Origin of the sequence: Salinispirillum marinum, assembly GCF_042650105.1 — a bacterium.
In the GTDB taxonomy this organism is placed as follows: Bacteria; Pseudomonadota; Gammaproteobacteria; order Pseudomonadales; family Natronospirillaceae; genus Salinispirillum; species Salinispirillum marinum.
Genome location: NZ_JBHSAL010000002.1, coordinates 663,679 through 685,355 on the forward strand (window position 1 = coordinate 663,679; position 21,677 = coordinate 685,355).

Sequence of the window (21,677 nt, forward strand, 5' to 3'; positions counted from 1 at the left end):
TTGACGAAGATGCGTTGGTTGGGGTATTCAACGGCGTTAGGATGGGTAATGTCATCTAGCAGACCACCTCGCTCAATATGAAAGATTACCTCCTCAAAGGACACGCCCCGCCCGACAATAAGCTCCTGATTTTTATCTGAGTTCCAATTATAAATTCTCATGCCGAGAAGCCTATCATGAATGTGTGCATTTCGTCATCAGGCAGTGGTGTGACGTGCTACCGTGCCCTATTGGCGCGCGCGTTACAAAGCCCCAACCAGTCGGCTTTCTATCTACTCCGCTGTATTGAATTGACGTTAAGAAGCCATGTCGGATCAAAATAACCCTCAAAACCCTACTCCGAACCCTACTTTAGTACCTAAGAGTATCCTAGCCGACCATCTAAGCTGCGCAACGTCTATTAACCAATGGAGTTGGCGCAATATGCCTATTTTTACCCGTGTTTTTCTCGCAGTTCCCTTAATGCTGACCATCGTAATACAAGACAGTGCCGCGACAGAATTTGAAATCTCAGCGTTTGGCACGCTTAACGAGCTTTCCGTGCGTGCGGAAGATGAACGTGCTCTCGCCAGCAATGTCCTCTTTGTCGGGGCGGGTGTCGCAGCGCTGACCAGTCTTGGCCTGCACATAGAAGGAGAGCACAAAACAGCGTCGGCCCTATCCGTGGGAAGTGCATTAGCCTTGGGCGGCGGAGTCATTGCACGACATTTTGAAACCTCCACCGAGCGAGCATTAGGTCGGGTTATATCAATTGAAGATCCTAACGAGCGCGAACAACGAGCGCGGGATGCCCTGTTTCAACTTGCCAGTGAACAGCGCAGAGGTCGTATGACATCCGGCGTTTTCAACGTCGGTATAGCGTCTTATTACTTCTTTCTAGATGACAATGATAGTGACTCCGCCACGTTTAACGGCGTTGCATCCCTCGCTGCAGGCATTGCCTATTTGGCCTTCCAAAGCCCGGCCGAACGCGCCGTTAAGCAATTACAGAACGGCAAACAGGAGCATGCCCTCTTTAAAACCTTCGACTGGCAACTGGACATAGCCGGTGGCGAAGATCAGCTCCTATCATTTGGTGTTAGCTTCTAGGGCGAATGCTATTAGCACCAACGTTTGGCAGAAAAATAACTGAATGTTCAGATGTTCCTTGAGCGATCTTATGTTGTACGATGGCGTCATGCCTACGTTTCTTCTTGCCACCAAACTCTACGCGCCCCCAGTGCGGTCGACGGTTATCCCTCGGCCGCGCTTATTGGAGCGTATTCGTGCCGGACGCGAAGGCAAACTGACGTTGATTTCCGCACCGGCGGGGTTCGGAAAAACCACCCTCGTCAGCAGTTGGTTAGCCGACCAAGGCACGACCGCAGCATGGTTGTCTTTAGACGACAATGACAAAGACCCTTATCGCTTACTGACGTATCTCATTGCCGCTATTCAATCGGTAAGAAAACCCTTTGGCCGCAGTTTGATGGCCGCCTTACAAGGTCCACAACCACCTGCGCTCGACGCCGTTACTGCCGAACTGATCAACGAACTGCATGCGTTGGACGAAGGTATAACACTCGTATTGGACGACTTACACAGTGCACAGTCAGAAATAACCAATCCGCTGTTTACGACCTTGTTGGAATACCTGCCTGATACGGTACGCGTCATCATCACCACCCGCGAAGAACCGAGTTTGGCACTGGCCAAATTGCGGGCAAAGGGCGACCTGACCGAATTCAGAGTGGCAGACCTACGCTTCAATACCGACGAAATAACGCAGTTCCTGAATCACATCATGCATTTGAATGTGCCGACGCAAGGCATAGCCGCGCTGGAAAAAAGCACGGAAGGTTGGATTACCGGACTGCAACTCGCGGCCTTGTCGCTGCAAAGTCAGGTCAGTTTGGATGAACTTCTCACGCAAATTGAGCACGGCCACCAATTCATCATCGACTATCTGCTCGAAGACGTCTTACTGAAACAGCCCGAACACATCCAACATTTCTTGCTGAATACCGCCGTGCTCAAACGCTTCTGCGCGCCCTTATGCGATGCCGTGGTCGAACACATCAACATCGACGCCAATCTTAAGACCAGCCAAGAGATCTTAGATATCATCGAGCGCGCCAACCTTTTCATCATCCCGTTGGATGCGGAACGCAAATGGTTCAGGTACCACCACCTGTTCGCGGAGCTATTGCGCAAGCGCTTGCAGCTGCAATCACCAGATACCCTGCGCCAACGTCATCTGGCAGCCAGCCATTGGTTCCAAAAGGAAGGGTTGGAAATCGAAGCGTTTGAACATGCCGCTGCAGCGGAAGACTACGAACTTGCATTGCGCATTATCGGTAGTGGCATCATGCCATTACAGTTTCGTGGGGGCGTTTTCCCCATCATGTGTTGGTTGGCAACACTTTCGCCAGACATCATGAACCGCCACCCTGAATTGTGGGTGAATTGGGCATCATGCCTGTTGGTGATTGGTCGCACCGATGGGGTCGCAGAAAAAGTGGACGCTGCCGAACGCGCATTAAAACATCTCACACCGGACGCGTCCGAACCCGAATTATTGGGCCGCATGGCCTCCATTCGCGCCACCTTGGCAGTAACGAGGCACGACCATGAAGACATTCTCACGCAAGCCGACATCGCACTAAAACACTTGAAGCCCAGCAACCTGTCGGTGCGAGCGTCGATCACGTGGGCGACGGGATACGCGCACTCGTTGCGCCGTGAGCTCGCCCTAGCAGAAAAAGCCTATGCTGAAAGTCTGAACGTGTGCGACCAGATCGGCCACATCACCATTGGTAATATGTGCCGTTTGGGCCTGGCTAAGATCTGGTTAGATAACCTGCAACTTTATCCGGCAGAGAAAATTTGCCTAGAAGCCATCGAGTGTGCAGGGGATCGACCTGCCCCACCCATCTGCGACGCTTATCTAACGCTCGCCATGGTACATTACCAATGGAATGCGTTAGACAAGGCACAGCAATACGCACACACCGGGCTTCCATTTGCGCAGAAAATTCTGCATACCGACCGCGCCACCTACTGCCAATTGTTTTTGGCCGAAATTGCTTTGGCAGAAGAGAACGTCACAAAAGCCGAAGAGCTACTGACACAGACAGAAAAGGCCATTCAACAACACAATTATGAATTGCAACGTCCTTATCTCGCCCGTTTGCGTACTCGGCTTGCCTTAAAACAAAAAGATTTCGTACAAGCCGAACATTGGGCCACGCGGCAACCGCAGGCATATTATCGCGTTAGGGCTTTTTTGGCCCAAGGCGACCTGTCCAAAGCGCACACAGCCCTAATCACGAACACTACACCCTGCATCACCCAACTCGACCACCTGCTACAACACTTGTCTTGGGCGCTGGTAAGTTACGCGCAGCATGACATGCCTGCAGCACTGGAACATCTCGCACCGGCCATCGAGATAGCCGAACCGCAGAGCGCTGTGCGCGTATTTTTGGATGAAGGCACTGCCGTAAAAGCCCTGTTTACAGAGCTTTTAGCAGCACAAATAGCAACAAAAAGTCATGAAGCTTTTATACAAAACGTGTTGCGCCTGTTCGATCAGCCCGAATATTCAACGCCCAGCGCAGAACTGCCAGAACCCATCAGCAAGCGTGAGCTTGAAGTGTTGCAACTGGTCGCCGAAGGCTTATCGAATCAGGAAATCAGCGAGCGGCTGCATCGTGCGCTAAGCACCATTAAGGGCCACAACAAATCCATCTTTGAAAAACTCAACGTGCAGCGACGAACGGAAGCCATCGCCAAGGCACGCGAGCTCGGCCTGTTATAACCATGCAGCGGGCAAAACCCTACTTAAGTATCTATAAACGTTTGGCAAGAATGACTAACGTTCCCTATAGAATAATCATTAGAGCACGGCTTACATGAAAGCGATCATCTGCCCATCTTACGGCTCGCCTGATGTGCTTGAGCTGCGCGATATTGAACAACCGACACCCAAGGACAACGAAGTACTAATCAAAATACAAGCAGCGGCCTGCAACGCCGCCGACTGGCACCGTCTGCGCGCCGACCCTTTTTTCGTGCGTCTCTCCGATGGCTTGATGCGGCCAAAGAATCCACGTTTGGGTGCTGATGCACTCGGAACGGTCGAAGCTGTTGGTGCTCGCGTCACACAATTTAAGGTAGGTGATCGGGTCTACGGCGAAATCGGCAATGGCGCCTTTGCCGAATACGCCGCCGTACCGGAACATCTATTGGCTCATGCACCGAGCAACCTAGGCGTGGACGCAGCCGCCATTCCGCTGTCAGGCATGACCGCCCTACAAGGTATCCGCGACAGCGGTCAGGTGGTCGCCGGAGAAAAAGTATTGATCAATGGCGCATCGGGCGGGGTGGGCACCTTCGCCGTACAAATCGCTAAAGCGCTGGGGGCTGAAGTCACCGGCGTATGCAGCGGTGCGAACGCCGACATGGTACGGCGCATCGGGGCGGATCACGTGATCGACTATACACAGGAAGACTTCACGCAAAGCAATCAGCGGTATGACCTCGTATTTGACATCGCTGCCAACCGGCGCGTCAACGAGATCAAGCACATACTGACCCCACAAGGCCGCGCCCTGTTGTGTGGTTTTTCGTCGCTGTTACACATGATTGGCTATGGTCTGCAAGGCAAACTGGCGTCGAAAAAAGGCGGATATTCAATCGGCATCATGCCCATGGCCCTACCGAAGCAAGCGGACTTGTTGACGCTGTGCACGATGGCCGAGGCCGAGCAGATCAAACCGGTCATTGACCGCTACTACCCGCTGGAAGAAACCGCTAACGCCCTGCGTCACCTGGAAACAGGACGCGCAAAAGGAAAAATTGTGATTACCATCGAAACGTAACAACCCGGCGGACAACAAACGACGAGAACCTGCAATTCAGCGTGCCAAACAAGGGTTGCCACGCTAAACTTCGCGCATGAATTCTCCCATTAATGCAGTCTCATCCGGCCAAGATTGGTTAAATGCCATCGCCCTACCCGCTATGGTGATTGATGGCAGCCTACCCAACCAGCCCATCCAATTTGCCAACAACGCGTGGTGGTCAACCCACCATCAAACCGTCGGCAAGCGGCTGGACAATGATCCGGTTTTGTTCGCTAACCTATACCGAACAACGCCGAAAGATCGCCTCACTACTGCGCTCAATGACGTATTATCATCGCCACAGAACTACCGCACGATTACCGTCGAATCACTGCACAATACCGTTGAGCAAGGCCGATGGTATCGACACGCCCTGTCGGCCATCGAATCCGACATCTACAACCCACGTGGCAATTTGATACTGGTAATCGAACAAGACATCACTTGGGAAGTATTGAACGAATCCCGCTTGAGCCAGCAAGCAGCGCTCGACCCGCTGACCGGCTTGCTGGCCCGCGAGCCCTTCCTGAACGAATTGCGGGCCAAATTACGAGACCTGACAGTGAATCAGGGCGCCCTTTGCCTCGTTTTTATCGACCTCAATAAATTCAAACCCATCAATGACAACTACGGGCATGATATCGGCGACCGCGTTTTAAGCCAGCTAGGCGAACGGTTACTGGCCGAGATGAGCCACGGTAACCGCGCCGGTCGGTTAGGAGGGGATGAATTCGTCCTCATGCTTACGGGCACGCTCAACCAAGAGGCCATCACAGACTACCTCAACAGCATGGTTGAACGGGTATTCCAACCCATTGAAATCAATGCCAGCCTGACATTGCCTATTGGCGCATCCTTTGGCTACGCCTGCACGCAAGACGCGCAAATTTCCGCGGAAGACTTGCTCAAAGCGGCCGATCAAGCAATGTATCGAGCCAAGCAACAGATGCACGCTAGCACCGTAACAGCAGGTGATGTTGTAGAAAGTCGGGAAAAAAGTCAGAACCGGGCAGAACTGGTACGGGCCTTAAAAACCGACGGCCTAGAAATGTATATCCAACCCGTTATTTCACCAAAGCACGGGAAGACCATTGGGTTTGAAGTGCTGCCTCGTTGGCAACACCCCGAATATGGTTTGTTGGAATTGGAACACTTTCACCCTCTTTTGATCCATTCAGAAGAAGGCAAAGCCTTTGATCGTTGGCTGATTCTCAGTGCCGCTAAATTGTCGGCCAGTTTCAAAGATCAAGGATTCGATATCGGCATAGGCATCAACCTGACTCGCCGCCAGTTGGATGACGGCTCCTTTGTCGACATTATGCGCGAAGCCATACCCTATTTCGCCGATGGCAAGGTTGACCTCACCCTCGAAATCATTGAATCACCACACTTTCGTGACCACGCCTTGGCCTTCAGTGCCTTACAACAAGCCCGTGAAATGGGTGGCCAAGTCGTGCTCGACCACTTCGGTGGCAACGCATCATCGATGACCTTTGCCGCCAAAGTGCCACTGGACTTCATCAAGCTGCACCATGATCTGTGCAAGGATTTGCATGTCAATCCAGATCGACAGCGTTATGTTGGCGCATTAATCGCTTTCGCGCACGAACTCGGACTCCCCGTTGTTGCCAGCGGTATAGGGAGCAAGGAAGATGCCGAACGGTTAAATGATTTGAACTGCGACCTGATACAAGGGAACCTATGGCACAAACCCATGACGGTCCAGGAAGCCCAAACCTTCTTTTCCGCAGCCGGTACGGATATTCGCTTCCCGCTGCGTCGAGCATAAGGTTGCTTGGCGTTAAGTACGCAGCAGTGTGCGTGCGTCAACGCGATTGCTCTTCCGTACGCGCCTCATCTTCTGCCCTATCCAAAATCACTGCCCCGCTCCCTGACTCTGCCAACTTGTCATCCGGGTTATACAGCGGGCATTTCGTCATGCTCAAACAGCCGCAGCCAATACAGCCCACCAAGTTGTCGCGCAACGCTTGCAAATACGCAATGCGTCCATCCAAAACAGTTCTCCAGTGTTTAGACAACTGTGTCCAGTCGTCTACCGTGGGCGTACGATTATTAGGAAGTGACAAAAAAGCCTGTTTGATCTCGTCCAGGCTGATGCCTACCTTCTGGGCCGCCTTAATCACAGAAATGCGTCTCAACACATCCGCCTTGTAGCGCCGTTGATTACCATTGTTGCGCCAGCTTTGAATCAACCCCTGTTGCTCATAAAAATGCAACGTGCTCACTTTCACACCACTGCGTTTAGCAACCGCACCGACGCCCCAGTTGGCTTCCGCCATACCCTGCTCCTAAATTTTTTTCCAAATTCTGGCAAAAAACGCTTTACCTCAACCTAACTTGAGGTTTTACCCTGCCCGAACAATCAATGCAAGGAGACCATCATGTACTTAGAACACCTAAACCTGTTTGTTCCCAATCTTGAAGACGTACTGAAATTCTACCGCACCGCATTCCCGCACTGGCGGATACGCGATGAGGGTCACGGCGAATGGTATGGTAAACCACGCAAATGGGTGCACTTTGGGGATGACCATCAATATCTTGCATTCAGTGCACCGGGCGAAGGCACGAACCGCAACCTGAAAAGCAACAATGTAGGTCTGGCGCATTTTGCTTACGTCACCAACAACATAGAGGCGGTAATTACCCGACTCACTGACGCGGGTTTTGAAATCGCCAAATCCGGCGCCACCGAGCCGTTTCGTAAAAACGTCTACTTTATCGACCCGGCCGGCTTTGAAGTGGAGTTTGTTGAGTACCTGAGCGACATCCCCGCCGAGAGGAATCTCAACCAAGAAACCCAATGACGCGAAGCAACACTACAGAAGGAAAATGCTGAATGAAGATCGCCATAATATTTCACTCACCATCTGGCACGACCAAACAATTGGCGCAGGCTATTGCTGAAGGAGCAGCACAGCCCGACATAGAAGTCATTCAAGCGGAGATTGTTGGAGCAGACATTGAGGATGGACGTTTTCGCAACACTGAACTGTTGCAGCAACTGACCCGTTTCGATGCACTGGTCTTCGGTTCGCCCACCTATATGGGCAGCGTTACCGCGCAGTTTAAAGCCTTTGCCGATGCCACCAGAGAACTTTGGGAACAACAGAACTGGGCATTCAATACCGACCGTTAGAAGAGTCCATGAACGACTTTTTTCAGCAAATGATCGACAGTGGTCAGTTGAAGCCTCAATCGTAAATCGGTTCAATCGCAGTGACTGACGCCTTGTACTTGCTCGGCGTCATGCCCGTTCTCTGCTTAAACGCTTTGTAAAAAGACGAGCGGGTGTTGTACCCGACGGACATAGCAACGTCCAAGACACTTTGCTGGCTCGTTTTAAGCATTTCTTTCGCCGCCGCTATACGAGCGTCATTGATGTAACCGTAAAAGGTCGTCTGCATTTCCTGGCTCAACACTTGTGATAAATAATGAACGGAAGTACCCAGTTCAGATGCAAGCGATGAGGCATCGATGTCCGGATTCAAATAGAATTTCTCCCCCATCACTTTCCGCTCGACCTTATCCGCGATGCGCTTTAAACGTTCATTATCCATCGACGAATTCACGTATTTTTGCCCAGGAACGCTTTTCGCTTCGGGCTCCTGTTCCGGCTCCGGTTCAATATGAGCGAACACCGGTCTTCTGTTCAACGTCTGCAGGCAAAACAGCCAAATCAGCAGAAGGACCATGACAGAAAATACAGTTTCGCTAACAAGCGGCATCGATGTCACGGGCGATGCCCCCAAAACAATGAGTGCATAAACCCAAGTGACCACCAGCAGGCCAGTAAATCCAATAAGCCAATCCAAGCGCTTCCCTTCATGGTCCGCAAACTCGGTATTCAGTCGTTGGTGATATGCCTTGGTGTTGATCACGATTCTACCGAGGTAGAAAAAGCTCAGAATCGTCCACCCGGCCAACAATAAGGCAAACCCGGCGGAGTTAACAACCACCCAGGCTGAAAGTTGCTCCGGGTCGTTAAAGAACATGTTATTGAAGTCGTCACTCGGCATTAGGCCAATGGATAGGCTGAGCAGGCCGCCCAACCCAACGGGTATCCAATGAATGGTTCGTTTCTCCAGTTTTGGCTTAGCACCAAAGGCAGTTAATGACTGCTGATACCAATAGATCAGCGGTAGCAGTAGAAAAAAGAGAACCGGAATAGAAGCGATATACAGCCTCGCGGACAGGCCTCCCGTATCGAGCATGAGTGTGCCGGACACCAGCCAACACAAGATAAGAATAATACCGACAACGAGCTTTCTCGGCTTGTGATCGGCCGGATTCAGATACAGCAGTGATAGAAACAACAGCCCGATACCAACCCCAATGCCGCCGATAAACATCCTGAATTCCTCAGAAATTGATCAAAAACCTGTCCTTCTCACTTGGAACGGACGAAGACAGGCACAAAAAGGCCAACAATGACGCCATCAACGTGAGATAAACACCTAGGAAACCAAACGATGGACACACTAACCAACCAAATGACCCCAAGCAAGCGTCCGTTAACTCCTCTTGCTGGCGCAGCCTTTATTGGCATGGCTTTATGTTATGTCACCCTCTTTGTTATCTATGGCGCCGTATTGCGGATGCCAGCAGAGGCAAATACCACTGAAAAGATTGCTTACCTCATTGAGAATAAGGGTTTACTCAACCTTACCTATGTTCTGGGCTACGTCCTCTTTTCGTGCCTGCTGTGTTTCTGCGTGAATGTCATTGGTGGCCTTTACCAACAGGTGTCTCCGACTGCTATGGCAATGGCCACGTTGTTTGGCTACTTCTGGGGGGTGATATTGTTATGCGCTGGAATGATCGGCATAAGCTCGCATGAATTACTGGCAAGCTACAGCAACTCGAATCCCGCAGCGGCAGAGGTGATCTACTATGCCCGAATCCTGTTGACGGAAAGCTTGGGCGGCGGTATCGAGTTTGTCGGCGGCGTGTGGTTGTTGCTGTTGGGGGCGGTTAGCTGGCGCCACAGCCTGTTGTCAAAGCCCCTGTGCACCTTCACATTGGTGAAAGGTGCAATCGGTGCGGCAACACTTTTTTCCGCTGAACCGGTGTTGAGAGATCTGTTCGGCATTACAGGAATAATATGGTTTCTCTGGATGGGCCTTGTCATGATCAAAAAGCCGACTTGATTAGAGTCCCATAAGCCCTATGCCTAGCAACCTAGTAGAGTGATCATTCCAAGCACCTGAATGCTGGCATTGAAGGATACATCTTCACGTCGTCGCCCATAGCCGACGAATCTCGGAATCCGTGGGCACCTCATCGCTCTGCAACAGCCACGCCGCAGCCCGCAAATAGGTGCCGCCCAACAAGTCTAACTGTTGGGCCAGCCCCACTCGCTGAGGCAGGGGCTTACCGGTCAATTCGCGGTAGAGCTCATCGCGTCGAGACACGGGCAAAGACATGGCCTCCGCAATCCGCACCACCCACCCCGCCAACACGCGTTGCGGCAACCGCGAAAGAGCTTCCATCGCTAAACCCTGTTCACGCGCATGGGTAGATAACAGCCCCCGGCTGATCCGCCGTGCCAATTCATCGTCCTGCTGCGCCAATGTGACCACCGCCAACACCGCAAATCGCAAGGCATCAGCCATCAGTTGGTTGATGTGTCGTTGCAGGAACTCACCCAGCGCACCGTTGACTTCGCCCTGTATACGCGGCCCGAGGCTACTGGCGTAAAGCACGCGACCGAGCGCCTGCTGGCAAGATTGCTGCAACCGCTCATTGAACGCATCGTCACGCAGCGGTGTCAAAATACTCAACAATTGAGCACGTTGCACAAACGGCGTATTCAGATCAAACACAGCCTGCAATAAGGGTTCTTGTTGGTGTGGTAATTGCGCCTCTAATAAGTTGCGTACCGCATGCACGACCCGAGGGGCCGGGTCGGCCAACAATGGCAATACAAGTGCAGGCCCATCCGTCATACCTTCAGGATACCGTTGCAACACCTGTACGGCGGCTAGGCGCACAGAAGACTGACGATCCCTCAACGCCTGCTGTATTCGATTCGGAGTCAGCCAGTGCTCAACAGGCAGAGTCGTCAAGCCACGCAACGCTGCCGCACGCACCACGCCTGCGCTGTCCGTCAATGCAGATGTCATTAAGGCGACGTCTTTGGGTTCAGCGACATAAGCCAAAATATCCAATTCAGCAAGGCCAACACACCGGCATCATAAGCCCTTGCTTGCGGAACCACCAAGGCCACGCCGAGCAAAGCAAACAACACCACCAACCCCTGCAATAACGGCAGCATTAACGACATTGAAAACGCTTGTAGCAAAAACAACAGCAACGTGCTGAACAGAATAGCGACCGGTTGCACAATGCCGCCCAAAAAGGCCTTACTGACGCCCCAAAGCTTACTGTTCAGCCCATTAAACAGCAGGTTATCGACCGGTTTACGAAAGTAGGTACGCAGCTCTTGGTTTACAGCCTGACTGACGATACCGGCCAGCAACCCCTGGCTGACCGCCAACAATATCGCCGAACCAAGGTACAAAACAGGGTGCAGAACGCTCGAAACGCCCACACCCAACCGATTGATCAAGCGCGAAGCCAACGTCAGTTGAAACAGCAACGCGGCGAAATTCATGAAGAGATCATATTTACCGAAAAAGGCCGCACGCTCCGCAATATCCGGAAATACCGTGGGGTAAATCATCCCCTGATAGAAGTACACCATCAATTGCTGCACCACAGTGGCCACAAACACACCCGCCGCCAACCATTTAATCAACGGCACTTTAGCGGCCGACTTCACCCCCGCGTGCATCTGGCGCAAAGGATTGACGGATTCGCTGGCCGGCGCATCGTCACCAAACGACACGCGGCGGCGCGCAATGCGCAACACCATTAAAATGGTAAGTACCGCTGAAAGCGGCAAGGCCAACAACAACAGCACCGGAGGCACCCATTTCAAGAGCACCACCAACAAGGCACCCCCCAACATCGCGCCCAGTGGAATGCCTGCCGCGATAAAACCGGCCAGTTTTTTTTGCTCATGGGGATTTAGATAAGATGCCAGGTGTGTTCCATCGTGAATCAGGATAACCGGCAAGAGGACAAATAAACCAACGTACAACAGCGCCGATGCCCAGCGTGCTTCCCACCACAACAGCAGCATACAAGCAGCGCAGAAAACGGCTAAAGCGACCAACAAGCCGTTGTATAACTGGCGGGTACCGAACCGGGCACTGAGTACGGCATAGACCAGCGCAAACAGCAGTTGAAAAACACCAATGAGGGAAAACAACAGCGGCAGCGCCTCTTTCCCCATGTCCGTCACCACAAAACTCATGGCGAGGTTACGGGCGATGGTCACACCGCCGAATAAACACACCAACAGCCCCAGGAACGGCAGCGCTTTGGTGAGTTCATCTTGTCTTAGCGAAAACAGTCCTTCTAGCCAGCGCATGGTTTAGTCCTTATCTCCACCGCGAATTAACGCGCATAGAAACTTGAACACCGCCAAGGCGATTGCCGGATAGTCCATCACCAACTGCACGAAGCTTTCTTTATCCAACACCAGAAACTGGCAATGTTCAGCGCATTGCGCGCTGGCCGAGCGACGCGCATCGTCCAACAAAGCCATCTCGCCGAAGAAGTCCCCAGCGCCGCGCGTAGTGACCGGCTGTAATCCGTTGGGCCGCTGCACCCACAGCGTGACCGAACCCGACACCACCAGATACATACGATCACCGACATCACCTTGGTGAAACAGCCATTGATCGGCTTCAACCTCAATGACTTCCGTTGCCAGAGCGATCAACTCCAAATCTTCAGCTGGCAGCGCACTGAACAGGTCAGTCCGACCAAGGAAAAGCATCTTTTCAAAAAGCGTCATACTACTCACATTGCCGCTTGGTTAACTTGTCACATATGCTATATCAGATGTGTGATGTTGCCTATATACCCCGTTAATCTCTCTGGCTTGACCTGCCTAAAACGACAGCTTCCGGCACTTTCACGTTTGAGTCGCTAAAGTCTGAATTTGAAAAGAACAATAAAGCCAAAGCCGCACCGTAGATGGCCGACGAGAGATCAAACAGCATGTCCGGAACACCGTGCTCAACCACAGGACCCGCAAAAGGCGATAGAAGAAGACCTAAAACAAATGACACAGCATACAGGTACTTCCCCCACTGCTTAGTAAGCAACAAGCCAACGACAGCCGCAATAAAAAGTGCTAGATACAACGGCCTAGCCCAATCAAAAAAATGGTCAAGTGTTGTATATTCAGAGTTAGCATACTCAATAAGGTATTGCTGAAGTAGCAGGGGCAAATAAGACTCCAGCGAATAGGAAAGTGTAATTGCGATAACAATTAACACAACATCGAACACTACGAGTGCCTTTATTAGCTTGGTGGTATTCACATTTTCTCCTTAAAATTTTATGTTGCAACCGGCATCAAACGAACTCACGCTAGGGACGCTCTGAAGAAATCAAGCCAAACCGCGCATCTGCTTCAACTTGAGCAAGCCCCTACCCGATTTATTAAACAACAACTCCGCCACAACCAAATTAGGCACCCAGCAAAGCCATGCAATAACAGGATACGCCACCTCAAAGGGAATACCCGCCACCATGGAAGACGGCAAATAAATACGCAAGGTCACCGCAGCCAGCGTGAGCGACACATTGCGCACCACCCACTTGCGGTGCTCTTGCACCTCACCTCGGCGGATTGCCAGAAAAGCACAAACACCCGTAAACAACCAACAGAGCGCAAGGCCAGCAAACCCAATTTTCGCCACCGGGCCACCAAAGGCATGCACCGACATATACAAGCCAGACAACCCGCCCAAAGCCACACCAACGCCAAGATACGTGCGGCCTATCATACGGTGCACCTGCGGCCACCTGTTCCGCAACCCAGCCGTAAACTGAAACGGGCTAAGCGTTAAAGCAACCGCCGAGGCGAATATGTGGGTATAAATGCCCGCTTGATGCGCAAGGTAAACCACCTTCATATCAGGATGAACCAGCGACCCCAACGGAAAAAAACCGTAAGCGAAAATCGCATAACCCGAAACACCAAGCGCAAGAAAGTAAAACCAAAACATGCCAATAATTTTCATAACATCAGGCTCTAGTAGGCAACAAAGGCCATTAGTATAGATTGCTCTTAGAAAATCACTCCATCCAAAGTGGACTTAACGAGTGTTTTTTGCCGCAGCCTCACTACGCAACAACTCTTCCTCAGCGTGCTCTAACAGGACCGAATGCTGCCCGATGGCCTCCAACTCCCGCTTACGAGATTCAGTTAATACGGATTCAAACTCGCCAGCTTCTACAGCATCAAGCAGAGCTTTCTCTTCAGTCGATAACTTGCCTTTGCTCATGATTTGCCTCCAAGGTACAGCTTGGTAAATTTCCTGCTGGGAATGATGGTTTTGAGAAACACTTCATCATCACTTTCTACATAGGGTACTAAGTGAACGTACCCCTTAATGCTAATGACGAAGGTGACGGCCAATGCCAAACTCGGCACTACCAAGTAGCACCCTGCGGGGGGTTGTCCCTTGAGTCTCTGCACGCTCATGCGCAAGTCGCCAATGATAAGGTGGCTGTCTGTGCACTCTAGCAATCATTGGTACTTCTTGGCACGGATCGCATGAATAAGGGTATTTGTGTTCCAGAATACCGACAGCAGTGTTGCCGATATTGAAGCGTATGCTAGTGCAATCGGGAGCCCATAGGCACTATATAGCTCAAACGCTGGCCATATCGTAAACATGCATACCGTCACAAGCCCCATCAGCATTGTTAAGGATGTAGCTATCATTTTTATTTTCCTTTTCCATTAAAGAGTCTGTTCGCTTGAGGATCGGAAGCTCTAAACTTAGGACATTGTTTACGTACTGGTTATCCGCACCAAAAATAGCACTAAATCTCAAAGCCATTGCCATCCGCTCGCAACATTTTTTCTAGGTCACGATAGCCGTCTAGCTCCATCAGAAGGCGCTCCCTTTCCAACTTTGCTATATCGGTCCAGTGACTATCTTCCAACGCCCCTACCATCGCGTACAGAAGATTCAGGCTTGGCTGTACATCAGTCTCTTCTTTCAGGCGCATGTAAGCTCTGATAGGCCCAATTTTTCGCAGGTCATCTGGTGTATTAATACCTATCTCGGCCAAGAATTTTTCAGACGCCGGGCCGAGTCCTTTTAGATCCCTTAGCTTCACCGATACTGATTACCTTCTCGAAATATATTGTCTAGCCTTAGGGCAAATCTTTAGCCACGCAGTTCTCAGTGCCCTCTCCCGGTGTCACAAAAAGCATACGCGTTTTTTCTGATGTTTTCGCCGTGTGCCACACACCCGCAGGAACCACAACGTGAGCACTTGGCTCACGCAAAGAAACGCACTCATCCTTGCCGCCTACGCGAAGCATCATATCGGCTTTACCTGACAGGAGCACCACGATCTCGTCTCCAGCAGGATGACGCTCCCATGTCGGCCAGTCCTCAGAAAACTCGTATTGAGAAACCAAAGCGTGATTTTTAAACTGATTGTACTTCGCATCCAACTCAGCGTAGACCGTTGGCGAAACGCTAACCGTCTCAACCGTAAGGTTCGGCTTCAACACCGCGAAATCGTCTGCCAGATTAAGTGCTGAATTACTCATTGCCATTTTCCTCAAATCGAAAGCGGTATTTTCAACCCAGTATACGCCCACCGATAAAGCACATTGCTAGTCTATGTGCGAATTCATTTATCCCCATACTCGCGATTCAAGGCAACTGCTACACGCTCAATCAGATCAATCGGCAAGGGTTGATTCAACGGAAAAGATAAATTTCCTTTTACGCCTCGGTAAGGCGCCAGCTCCCTAATCAGCACGGCATCTTGAGTAACCGGAGGGTAGATACCAATGTGCTTCTTAAACGCCGCGAAATAAAAGAAAACACGCTTCTCCCTGAAGGCAGGCAGGTTGTAACTGATGCAGCGTGCGGTATCGGGCAGCACACTTTCGACCCTTTCCTGAATGGATACCAGCAGCGGCCTCACCTCCGGCGCAATGCTCTCAAAATATTCTTCATGCGATGAAAACGTCATCAGCTTCTCCTAGGAAAGCGCTCAGACCGAATTCAGAGCCTAGCGCTTGTGACAAGTCGCCAGCAACGGTTAGCTAAGATATTCTGTATGAAGCACGCAATTCAATTAATAAACAGCAGATCGTATTACGTGCCAATCACCATTTTTCTTGTAGATGCCCATTTCGACTACCGCATCCCTTTTTTCGTAAATGGCTTTCCACACAGATTTATAGACGTCTAAATCGTCGACACGTTGGTTCCTCAGCGTTCCCAAGAACTCATAGCCGGTATGTTTTCCATTACTTTCGTGCATATGTTCTATGTCACGGTTAAAGACCTCGCGCGTGAATTTCGCAAGGTACTTTTCCTCATAGCGCTTTGTGTACAGCTCATAATTCGCCGTATCATCAGCCTCAAGCATCTCTTTTAAATACCTTTCTGCAACCACGAGTTCTTCTGGACGTTCACTCATCTTCTTCACTCCTTATGGAACCTTGTACCGCTGCTACCCGCTCTTAGCCGCGCACGCGCCGGTAGTGCATAGCCACTACTCCATTGCTGAGCGGTATCGACGAGAGTAAATCGAGCTTTCGCGTGCTTAGTAGTCCACTCTGGAAAAGGGTCGGGCCGTGACCAGCGATTCTCGGGTGGACGAGGAATTTGTACTCGTCAATCAGATCCAACCGGTCCAGCTCGGTCGCGAGCTTACCGCTACCGAGGAGCACCCCGCTGGTTGTTTCATCTTTGAGTTTTTGCACACTCGTGCGCAAGTCGCCAGCGACGTGGTGGCTATTGGTCCAGGGAAAGTCCGTTCTTGTAGACGACACCACGTATTTTGGCTTGGCTTCCAACTTAACCGCCCACTCACGGATCGCTGGCGGTGCGTCTACCTCACCGCTCGCGACGGCGGGCCAGTAGCTTTCCATCATCTCGTAGGTTGTGCGCCCCCACAGCATCGCCCCGCCCTCATCCATCAGGCGGGTGAAGAAAGCATGTGTCTCGTCGTCGGCGATGCCTTCTTGGTGGTCGACGCAACCGTCCAGAGTGAGGTTTAGGCTGAAGGTTAGAAGTCCCATAAGCGTTTACTCCGAGTTAAGTTCAGCCACCAGTGACGCTACTTTCTGGCAGTTTTCTTGTTAAATTTGATGATGGCTTTAGCGTGCGCCTCGGCGATCAAAGGACGTATGCTTTCAAACGTCGATGCACTCGGGTTTAGCACCTGTACCCAAGACATCCACCCGTAAATAGGGTGCGGCATCAACTCATTTAGCGCCGTGAAATCATGCCCGAAGTCAATCATTCGACCAATGACGGATCACCAACGGGCTTAAGACGCTCATCCATGGCGACCACCTGCGCCCTTTCATCCTCTGTCAACGCTTTATACCCACGAGGAAAAGGCCAACCATAGCCCCACCGGAACCGGGTAGGCAGGAACGGAGTACCACCTACCCGCACACCCGCCAACATCAGGCGCGCAATCTCTGGTTCACCCACTGCCACCACACAATCTTCCAAAGCCTGATCTGCCATCAAACGCTCTTGATAGGTACCGCCTTGCCAGTAGGCATAATCATGCGTAACACAGCATGAAAGCCAAAGCTCATTTTGTTGCAGCGTACCGTTGGGAAACGAACTGCAACCATCCGACACAAAGGGCCGTAAGTTGTCTGCTGCGACAGCAGCCGGCAATAGTATTAACGTTGCTAACAGTTTTTTCATGGTTTCAAAATTGCCCTGCTTGTAGCTTGCGGAAAATTCTAATTCGGGGCACCAATGTTACTACGGAGGTCTACTCTGGCTGGAAGCAGTTTGAACTATGATGTGGCTCACTCATTCGCTTGCCTCATCCCACGTAGGGCGATGATGTTAACTGTTTGAGGAAGCACAAAAAGCAGCGCCCCCGCAAGCAGCAGTGAGAACGGCTGCTTTAACATCAGACTGCCCACTAAACTGACACACCAAAGACCAATCAACAGCCCGTTTGCCCACAGCATACTTCGGCGCAATCCGTTCGATGAAGTTTCCATCAACGCGCGGGCGGTCAACGCCGGGATACCCGCAAGCACTGCATAATAAGCAACAATTAAAACAAATGTACCGGTACTGGGTTGGCCCAGCTTGTTTATGAATAACGCGATGCCAAGGACGCCAAGGCCGATGGCACCAACGATGTTCATTACAAACGTTTTCCTATACATGATCATGTTTGCTCCTTTCACTATTTGTCTAAGAACAGTTTGGCGCTTAATGCCCGACTCACCGGTAAATTGCGAGCGTAGCGAGTAATTTTTCCGAGTGAAGCGTCTTGTTATATTGCTGCTTGCACATTATTTTTAAAAATCTTAGTTGGTTTATATACGCCAAAATAAACGAACATGAAAATCACTGGCACTAATTGATAGTAATTTGTACTACACCGCAGCACCCACAAAATGGGAAACATAACCCCTAAAATTTGCCAGGCATTGATTAGAACTATTTTCTGAACTTTAGATCTATTGATAGTTTTAAATACAAATAACTCAAGTAAATACAAAGCCATAGCCGTAGCTATAACACTCAATATAGTTAGCGAATCAAACCAAGTAAGAAAATTGGATATCATCTAAATAATCCATAAGCAATATAACGCCTCAATCAGCCGACGCGGCAGCGGTCGGCTGCATTGAATTGTTATGCGACCTGTACGCTGCCAGCAAAAGCTCGGTCTCACTTTCTGACTTGTATTGCTTCTTGCCAAGATCAAGACCTGATGACTCGAATATCTCCTGCGCCTTTTGGAATAGCGACAGTGCCCTACCCTCATCTACTAGAGTTTTCTTGAGCTCTTCACAAGTAGATTCAATCTTATTGCTGTTGAAAGGCGGCAAGCTCTCACCAGCGGCAAGCAGTCTGACAATATACAGAAGATGAAACCGAGCTTTTTTATTTTCAGATTTCAGGCCGCCACTCCTAAAGAACTGTTCGATTCTGTAGTAAGATAGCGCACTAACATAATATGGTGAGTACTTATGCTCCTCATTAAATATTTGTCCGGAAAAACGCTTAACGATGGTCCCGTAATATCCTGATACCAAGTGCGGAGAATTCAAGAACATTGACGCGAAAGACTTAATTTGTATTGGGATGGAGATCACCTGTGTCTTCTTGATGCCTGCGTCCGAATTGTACTGCTGAGATCGTCGTTCGTAGTACAACGGGAACACTTTTCTTTCCGCATTGTAATAGAGTTCGAGTTTCTTCTGAAACATATTCAAAGCTTCGAGCTGCTCTGTTTTTACCTCCGTTTGGCTGTTGGTTGCCAGAGTGATTGCAGTCTTAATATCGTCATTATCTGTAACTACGATCTTGATCGGGACATAAACATCATCGATCCCCTCAATATTCTGACACTCATGCAGCACATGACTGGTTTGACACCCATTTACCACTTGATAGTCTCTTATTGTGAACCTATTTGCTGCTGGCGTAAGTGCGGAAGCGACGATAGTGATACCATTATTTAACACGCAAAACAGATCGAACTTTTTGTCCTCTAAGGTGCCTTTGATCTTTTTGTTTACGACATTATTTCCTTGAAAGTCTCTGACATTGTCGTCAAAAATGCTATAGATAGTGCTATTCTCATCCTGTATTAGCTTGACGTACTCTTGAAAAGGTAAAACACCAAGATATGCCTCCTGCACACCTTCAATATCAGGCAAAGTTATGCGACTTTGAAAGTTGATCGTAGATGAAAGTTTGTTTTTCGTTTCATGAAACAATCTTTGTATTTCACTAGCGCCCAACGGCTCTATCGAAACCTCTTCGAACAGACCGATATTCTCGATCTCTGCCTTTCCGGAGCTGATTATCGCTTTTAGGTTCTGGTCGTTCTGCCATTTTCCTGTGCATACGTAATACAACCTACATACCGGTCTTCGGTTTATCATATACGACGACATTGATATGGCCGATTCCCAAATGGCTTTCATCTTCCGGATTCTGTCGTTCTGAACCAGCTGAGGATCATCACTTAGGAAATCTTTCACTCCATGAATGAAGCTACCTATCGAAGAACCGTCGAAGGATGATGAAGTTTTCGATTGTATGAATGTGACATCCGCATCTAAGTGTGATGTTGTGTCAACGACGTCGCGAAGCTCGTCTTCATCAATTATAATTCTGCCGTTTACAATTAAGGCAATCCCGTCTATCCCGCAATCCCCGCCTGATCCCGCATGAATGTCTTCAAGCTCGAAGCTTCCTCGGAACAACTTTGAGACAACGGAAAAGTTCGAGAAATGCTCAAACTTAGTCGCTTCGCTCACGTTCTCTATTTCATACTGGTGAGAGAATGTGTCTATAAGCGATTTGGTAATTTTATCCATCTTAAGTCTCCAAAAACTATTTCCGCATAACGCCGCGCTCTGCGGCAAAGTTGGAGCGCAGCGGAAACTTTGTGATCTTGCCCCAATAAAACGGACGCCGGTTCATTTATGCGGCTCTCTGCTCGTACTCTAGCGGGCTTTGGTAGCCAAGGCCAGAGTGTAGACGCCACGGGTTGTAGAAGTCGTTGATGTACTCTCGCACTGCGGCATGCAACCCATGATCGGTTTTATAAATATTGCCGTGTATTAATTCCGCTTTCAGTGAATGAAAGAACGACTCCATATAACCGTTGTCCGTGCAGCAACCAGGGCGATTCATACTGCTAATGATACCGTGCCGCTTGAGTAGATTCTGTACCTCATGGGCTCCGTACTCAACGCCACGATCGGTATGGAAAATAAGCCCTTCCGGTGGTTGTCTTTGTTCAATAGCCTCGCGTAATACCAGCCGGGTCAGCATCGCGGTTTTCTCTTCACTGAGTCGCCAACTGATGATGTTACGCGAGTACTTGTCCATGACCACCGACAGATACCGCCATTTCTGGCCCACTTTGATGTAGGTCAAATCGCCTACCCATTGTTGATTAATGGCTGTTGGCGCTGGCGAGCCGAGCAACAGATTCTTATGCGTGGCAAAGAACTTGGCGGTACCCGGTGAGCGTCGATAAATTCGAGCGACACGCGCTTTCATACTGCCTTCACGCATCAAGCGGGCAACCCGCTTTCTGCTGATAGATTGCCCTTCGCGCTGCAGTGCTGAATGTATCCGGGGCGAACCATAACGACCCTTGCTGGCAGAAAAGATCTCTGCGATACGCCGACGCAGTGCGTTGTTTTGGTGTTGTCGCTGACTGTCTGGTCGGTCTTTCCAATCATAGTAGCCGCTGTGCGACACCTTCAACCAACGGCACAGATAACGTACGCCATGAGTGGCACCGTGCCGGGCTATGAATCGGTATCTGTCTTGGGTGCTTCCGACAGAAACCGTTGCCACTTTTTTAGGAGATCGTTCTCCAACTTGAGCTTGTCGTTTTCCTTGCGCAGCCGTTTCAGCTCCGGAGATTCATCACTCGAAGACTCTTTCGGTTTGGCTTTTGTGGGTGCTTTGCGTGGCGATTTCGACACCGTTTTTTTGCTCCTTGAAGGACGTAATAGACCCTCTCGATATTCTTTGCGCCATCGTGACAGCATAAACGGATGAATGTCCATGGCGAGCGCAACGTCTTTAATCAGCACATCAGGATCAAACGTCATTTCGACGGACTTGCGCTTAAATTCCAAGCTGTACTGCTGTGTCTTCTTGGCTAAATTGGCCTTGGGCATGGTGCACC

At 50.4% G+C, this 21,677-nt stretch carries 26 protein-coding genes; 7 read left to right on the forward strand and 19 right to left on the reverse strand.

All coding sequences use genetic code 11. The annotated features are described in order from the left end of the window. Positions 1–423 precede the first annotated feature (423 nt). The 4 genes from ACFOSD_RS10240 (at position 424) to ACFOSD_RS10255 (ending at position 6,675) form a co-directional block, all read left to right on the forward strand. Positions 424–1,089, forward strand: coding sequence for a hypothetical protein (locus ACFOSD_RS10240; protein WP_380696153.1), 666 nt, complete (start codon positions 424–426; stop codon positions 1,087–1,089). Positions 1,090–1,177: 88 nt separating this feature from the next. Further along, a complete protein-coding gene (locus tag ACFOSD_RS10245) occupies positions 1,178–3,799 on the forward strand; it encodes a LuxR C-terminal-related transcriptional regulator (protein WP_380696155.1) in 2,622 nt (873 codons plus the stop codon). 94 nt (positions 3,800–3,893) lie between these two features. Then, positions 3,894–4,862 (forward strand): NAD(P)-dependent alcohol dehydrogenase, encoded by a 969-nt coding sequence (locus ACFOSD_RS10250; RefSeq protein ID WP_380696157.1) that lies wholly within the window; start codon positions 3,894–3,896, stop codon positions 4,860–4,862. Positions 4,863–4,938: 76 nt separating this feature from the next. Next, the gene (locus ACFOSD_RS10255) at positions 4,939–6,675 is read left to right on the forward strand and encodes a putative bifunctional diguanylate cyclase/phosphodiesterase (protein WP_380696159.1); all 1,737 of its coding nucleotides are present in this window, start codon (positions 4,939–4,941) and stop codon (positions 6,673–6,675) included. Between the two features lie 37 nt (positions 6,676–6,712). On the opposite strand, the gene soxR is transcribed toward ACFOSD_RS10255, so the two are convergent. Continuing rightward, positions 6,713–7,186 (reverse strand): redox-sensitive transcriptional activator SoxR, encoded by a 474-nt coding sequence (soxR, locus tag ACFOSD_RS10260; protein ID WP_380696161.1) that lies wholly within the window; start codon positions 7,184–7,186, stop codon positions 6,713–6,715. 102 nt (positions 7,187–7,288) lie between these two features. Between soxR and ACFOSD_RS10265 the strand changes: the two genes are divergently transcribed. Both ACFOSD_RS10265 and ACFOSD_RS10270 read left to right on the forward strand, forming a co-directional pair. Then, positions 7,289–7,714 carry a VOC family protein gene (locus ACFOSD_RS10265; RefSeq protein WP_380696163.1) on the forward strand — a complete coding sequence of 142 codons (426 nt, stop codon included), beginning with the start codon at positions 7,289–7,291 and terminating at the stop codon, positions 7,712–7,714. Positions 7,715–7,746: 32 nt separating this feature from the next. Continuing rightward, the gene (locus ACFOSD_RS10270; RefSeq protein ID WP_380696165.1) at positions 7,747–8,046 is read left to right on the forward strand and encodes a flavodoxin family protein; all 300 of its coding nucleotides are present in this window, start codon (positions 7,747–7,749) and stop codon (positions 8,044–8,046) included. Positions 8,047–8,101: 55 nt separating this feature from the next. Here ACFOSD_RS10270 and ACFOSD_RS10275 read toward each other — a convergent pair whose 3' ends face one another. Next, positions 8,102–9,259 carry a helix-turn-helix transcriptional regulator gene (locus tag ACFOSD_RS10275; RefSeq protein WP_380696167.1) on the reverse strand — a complete coding sequence of 386 codons (1,158 nt, stop codon included), beginning with the start codon at positions 9,257–9,259 and terminating at the stop codon, positions 8,102–8,104. Between the two features lie 120 nt (positions 9,260–9,379). Here ACFOSD_RS10275 and ACFOSD_RS10280 point away from each other — a divergent pair, with 120 nt between their 5' ends. After that, entirely contained in the window at positions 9,380–10,057 is a 678-nt protein-coding gene (locus ACFOSD_RS10280) for a hypothetical protein (RefSeq protein WP_380696169.1), read from the forward strand. An 84-nt stretch (positions 10,058–10,141) separates the two neighbouring features. Here ACFOSD_RS10280 and ACFOSD_RS10285 read toward each other — a convergent pair whose 3' ends face one another. From ACFOSD_RS10285 to ACFOSD_RS10365, 17 genes are all read right to left on the reverse strand, one after another. Further along, the gene (locus ACFOSD_RS10285) at positions 10,142–11,032 is read right to left on the reverse strand and encodes a hypothetical protein (RefSeq protein WP_380696171.1); all 891 of its coding nucleotides are present in this window, start codon (positions 11,030–11,032) and stop codon (positions 10,142–10,144) included. Beyond that, complete coding sequence (locus tag ACFOSD_RS10290; RefSeq protein ID WP_380696173.1) at positions 11,032–12,345, reverse strand: MFS transporter; 1,314 nt, start codon at positions 12,343–12,345, stop codon at positions 11,032–11,034. The genes ACFOSD_RS10285 and ACFOSD_RS10290 overlap by 1 nt, the downstream gene beginning before the upstream one ends. Positions 12,346–12,348: 3 nt before the next feature. Then, positions 12,349–12,774: a cyclic nucleotide-binding domain-containing protein gene (locus ACFOSD_RS10295; protein WP_380696175.1), complete on the reverse strand. Its 426-nt coding sequence runs from the start codon at positions 12,772–12,774 to the stop codon at positions 12,349–12,351. 73 nt (positions 12,775–12,847) lie between these two features. Continuing rightward, a complete protein-coding gene (locus tag ACFOSD_RS10300) occupies positions 12,848–13,306 on the reverse strand; it encodes a hypothetical protein (protein WP_380696177.1) in 459 nt (152 codons plus the stop codon). Positions 13,307–13,375: 69 nt separating this feature from the next. Beyond that, positions 13,376–14,011, reverse strand: coding sequence for a DUF2306 domain-containing protein (locus ACFOSD_RS10305; RefSeq protein ID WP_380696179.1), 636 nt, complete (start codon positions 14,009–14,011; stop codon positions 13,376–13,378). 75 nt (positions 14,012–14,086) lie between these two features. Further along, positions 14,087–14,275, reverse strand: coding sequence for a hypothetical protein (locus ACFOSD_RS10310; RefSeq protein ID WP_380696181.1), 189 nt, complete (start codon positions 14,273–14,275; stop codon positions 14,087–14,089). A 369-nt stretch (positions 14,276–14,644) separates the two neighbouring features. Next, a complete protein-coding gene (locus tag ACFOSD_RS10315; RefSeq protein ID WP_380697289.1) occupies positions 14,645–14,842 on the reverse strand; it encodes a hypothetical protein in 198 nt (65 codons plus the stop codon). After that, positions 14,820–15,119, reverse strand: a complete 300-nt coding sequence (locus tag ACFOSD_RS10320) for a TfoX/Sxy family protein (RefSeq protein ID WP_380696183.1) — start codon at positions 15,117–15,119, stop codon at positions 14,820–14,822. Before ACFOSD_RS10320 ends, ACFOSD_RS10315 begins: the two co-directional genes overlap by 23 nt. A 37-nt stretch (positions 15,120–15,156) precedes the next feature. Beyond that, the gene (locus ACFOSD_RS10325) at positions 15,157–15,561 is read right to left on the reverse strand and encodes a cupin domain-containing protein (RefSeq protein ID WP_380696185.1); all 405 of its coding nucleotides are present in this window, start codon (positions 15,559–15,561) and stop codon (positions 15,157–15,159) included. An 83-nt stretch (positions 15,562–15,644) separates the two neighbouring features. Beyond that, positions 15,645–15,992, reverse strand: coding sequence for an iron chaperone (locus tag ACFOSD_RS10330; RefSeq protein WP_380696187.1), 348 nt, complete (start codon positions 15,990–15,992; stop codon positions 15,645–15,647). A 105-nt stretch (positions 15,993–16,097) separates the two neighbouring features. After that, the gene (locus ACFOSD_RS10335; protein ID WP_380696189.1) at positions 16,098–16,445 is read right to left on the reverse strand and encodes a hypothetical protein; all 348 of its coding nucleotides are present in this window, start codon (positions 16,443–16,445) and stop codon (positions 16,098–16,100) included. Between the two features lie 43 nt (positions 16,446–16,488). Further along, positions 16,489–17,049 (reverse strand): dihydrofolate reductase family protein, encoded by a 561-nt coding sequence (locus ACFOSD_RS10340; RefSeq protein ID WP_380696191.1) that lies wholly within the window; start codon positions 17,047–17,049, stop codon positions 16,489–16,491. A gap of 38 nt (positions 17,050–17,087) precedes the next feature. Continuing rightward, the gene (locus tag ACFOSD_RS10345) at positions 17,088–17,273 is read right to left on the reverse strand and encodes a DUF6194 family protein (RefSeq protein ID WP_380696193.1); all 186 of its coding nucleotides are present in this window, start codon (positions 17,271–17,273) and stop codon (positions 17,088–17,090) included. Next, positions 17,270–17,695, reverse strand: a complete 426-nt coding sequence (locus tag ACFOSD_RS10350; RefSeq protein ID WP_380696195.1) for a hypothetical protein — start codon at positions 17,693–17,695, stop codon at positions 17,270–17,272. Before ACFOSD_RS10350 ends, ACFOSD_RS10345 begins: the two co-directional genes overlap by 4 nt. Positions 17,696–17,802: 107 nt before the next feature. Beyond that, positions 17,803–18,180, reverse strand: coding sequence for a hypothetical protein (locus tag ACFOSD_RS10355; protein WP_380696197.1), 378 nt, complete (start codon positions 18,178–18,180; stop codon positions 17,803–17,805). A 429-nt stretch (positions 18,181–18,609) separates the two neighbouring features. Continuing rightward, a complete protein-coding gene (locus ACFOSD_RS10360) occupies positions 18,610–20,346 on the reverse strand; it encodes an AIPR family protein (protein ID WP_380696199.1) in 1,737 nt (578 codons plus the stop codon). A 106-nt stretch (positions 20,347–20,452) separates the two neighbouring features. Next, positions 20,453–21,669 (reverse strand): IS3 family transposase gene (locus tag ACFOSD_RS10365; protein WP_380696201.1). Its coding sequence is split into 2 segments (ribosomal slippage): positions 20,453–21,337 and positions 21,340–21,669, totalling 1,215 coding nucleotides; the frame shifts between segments, so codons are not numbered across the junction. Positions 21,670–21,677 lie beyond the last annotated feature (8 nt).

Bases quoted from the DNA above. Each gene is read 5' to 3' on its own strand.
- ACFOSD_RS10245 (WP_380696155.1), top strand. From the start codon at position 1,178: ATGCCTACGTTTCTTCTTGCCACCAAACTCTACGCGCCCCCAGTGCGG.
- ACFOSD_RS10305 (WP_380696179.1), bottom strand. From the start codon at position 14,011: ATGAAAATTATTGGCATGTTTTGGTTTTACTTTCTTGCGCTTGGTGTT.
- ACFOSD_RS10265 (WP_380696163.1), top strand. From the start codon at position 7,289: ATGTACTTAGAACACCTAAACCTGTTTGTTCCCAATCTTGAAGACGTA.
- ACFOSD_RS10285 (WP_380696171.1), bottom strand. From the start codon at position 11,032: ATGACATCTGCATTGACGGACAGCGCAGGCGTGGTGCGTGCGGCAGCG.
- ACFOSD_RS10310 (WP_380696181.1), bottom strand. From the start codon at position 14,275: ATGAGCAAAGGCAAGTTATCGACTGAAGAGAAAGCTCTGCTTGATGCT.
- ACFOSD_RS10360 (WP_380696199.1), bottom strand. From the start codon at position 20,346: ATGGATAAAATTACCAAATCGCTTATAGACACATTCTCTCACCAGTAT.
- ACFOSD_RS10345 (WP_380696193.1), bottom strand. From the start codon at position 17,273: ATGATTGACTTCGGGCATGATTTCACGGCGCTAAATGAGTTGATGCCG.
- ACFOSD_RS10325 (WP_380696185.1), bottom strand. From the start codon at position 15,561: ATGAGTAATTCAGCACTTAATCTGGCAGACGATTTCGCGGTGTTGAAG.
- ACFOSD_RS10290 (WP_380696173.1), bottom strand. From the start codon at position 12,345: ATGCGCTGGCTAGAAGGACTGTTTTCGCTAAGACAAGATGAACTCACC.
- ACFOSD_RS10335 (WP_380696189.1), bottom strand. From the start codon at position 16,445: ATGAGTGAACGTCCAGAAGAACTCGTGGTTGCAGAAAGGTATTTAAAA.
- ACFOSD_RS10270 (WP_380696165.1), top strand. From the start codon at position 7,747: ATGAAGATCGCCATAATATTTCACTCACCATCTGGCACGACCAAACAA.
- ACFOSD_RS10250 (WP_380696157.1), top strand. From the start codon at position 3,894: ATGAAAGCGATCATCTGCCCATCTTACGGCTCGCCTGATGTGCTTGAG.
- ACFOSD_RS10280 (WP_380696169.1), top strand. From the start codon at position 9,380: ATGGACACACTAACCAACCAAATGACCCCAAGCAAGCGTCCGTTAACT.
- soxR (WP_380696161.1), bottom strand. From the start codon at position 7,186: ATGGCGGAAGCCAACTGGGGCGTCGGTGCGGTTGCTAAACGCAGTGGT.
- ACFOSD_RS10240 (WP_380696153.1), top strand. From the start codon at position 424: ATGCCTATTTTTACCCGTGTTTTTCTCGCAGTTCCCTTAATGCTGACC.
- ACFOSD_RS10315 (WP_380697289.1), bottom strand. From the start codon at position 14,842: ATGGCAATGGCTTTGAGATTTAGTGCTATTTTTGGTGCGGATAACCAG.
- ACFOSD_RS10255 (WP_380696159.1), top strand. From the start codon at position 4,939: ATGAATTCTCCCATTAATGCAGTCTCATCCGGCCAAGATTGGTTAAAT.
- ACFOSD_RS10295 (WP_380696175.1), bottom strand. From the start codon at position 12,774: ATGACGCTTTTTGAAAAGATGCTTTTCCTTGGTCGGACTGACCTGTTC.
- ACFOSD_RS10330 (WP_380696187.1), bottom strand. From the start codon at position 15,992: ATGACGTTTTCATCGCATGAAGAATATTTTGAGAGCATTGCGCCGGAG.
- ACFOSD_RS10340 (WP_380696191.1), bottom strand. From the start codon at position 17,049: ATGGGACTTCTAACCTTCAGCCTAAACCTCACTCTGGACGGTTGCGTC.
- ACFOSD_RS10275 (WP_380696167.1), bottom strand. From the start codon at position 9,259: ATGTTTATCGGCGGCATTGGGGTTGGTATCGGGCTGTTGTTTCTATCA.
- ACFOSD_RS10350 (WP_380696195.1), bottom strand. From the start codon at position 17,695: ATGAAAAAACTGTTAGCAACGTTAATACTATTGCCGGCTGCTGTCGCA.
- ACFOSD_RS10355 (WP_380696197.1), bottom strand. From the start codon at position 18,180: ATGATCATGTATAGGAAAACGTTTGTAATGAACATCGTTGGTGCCATC.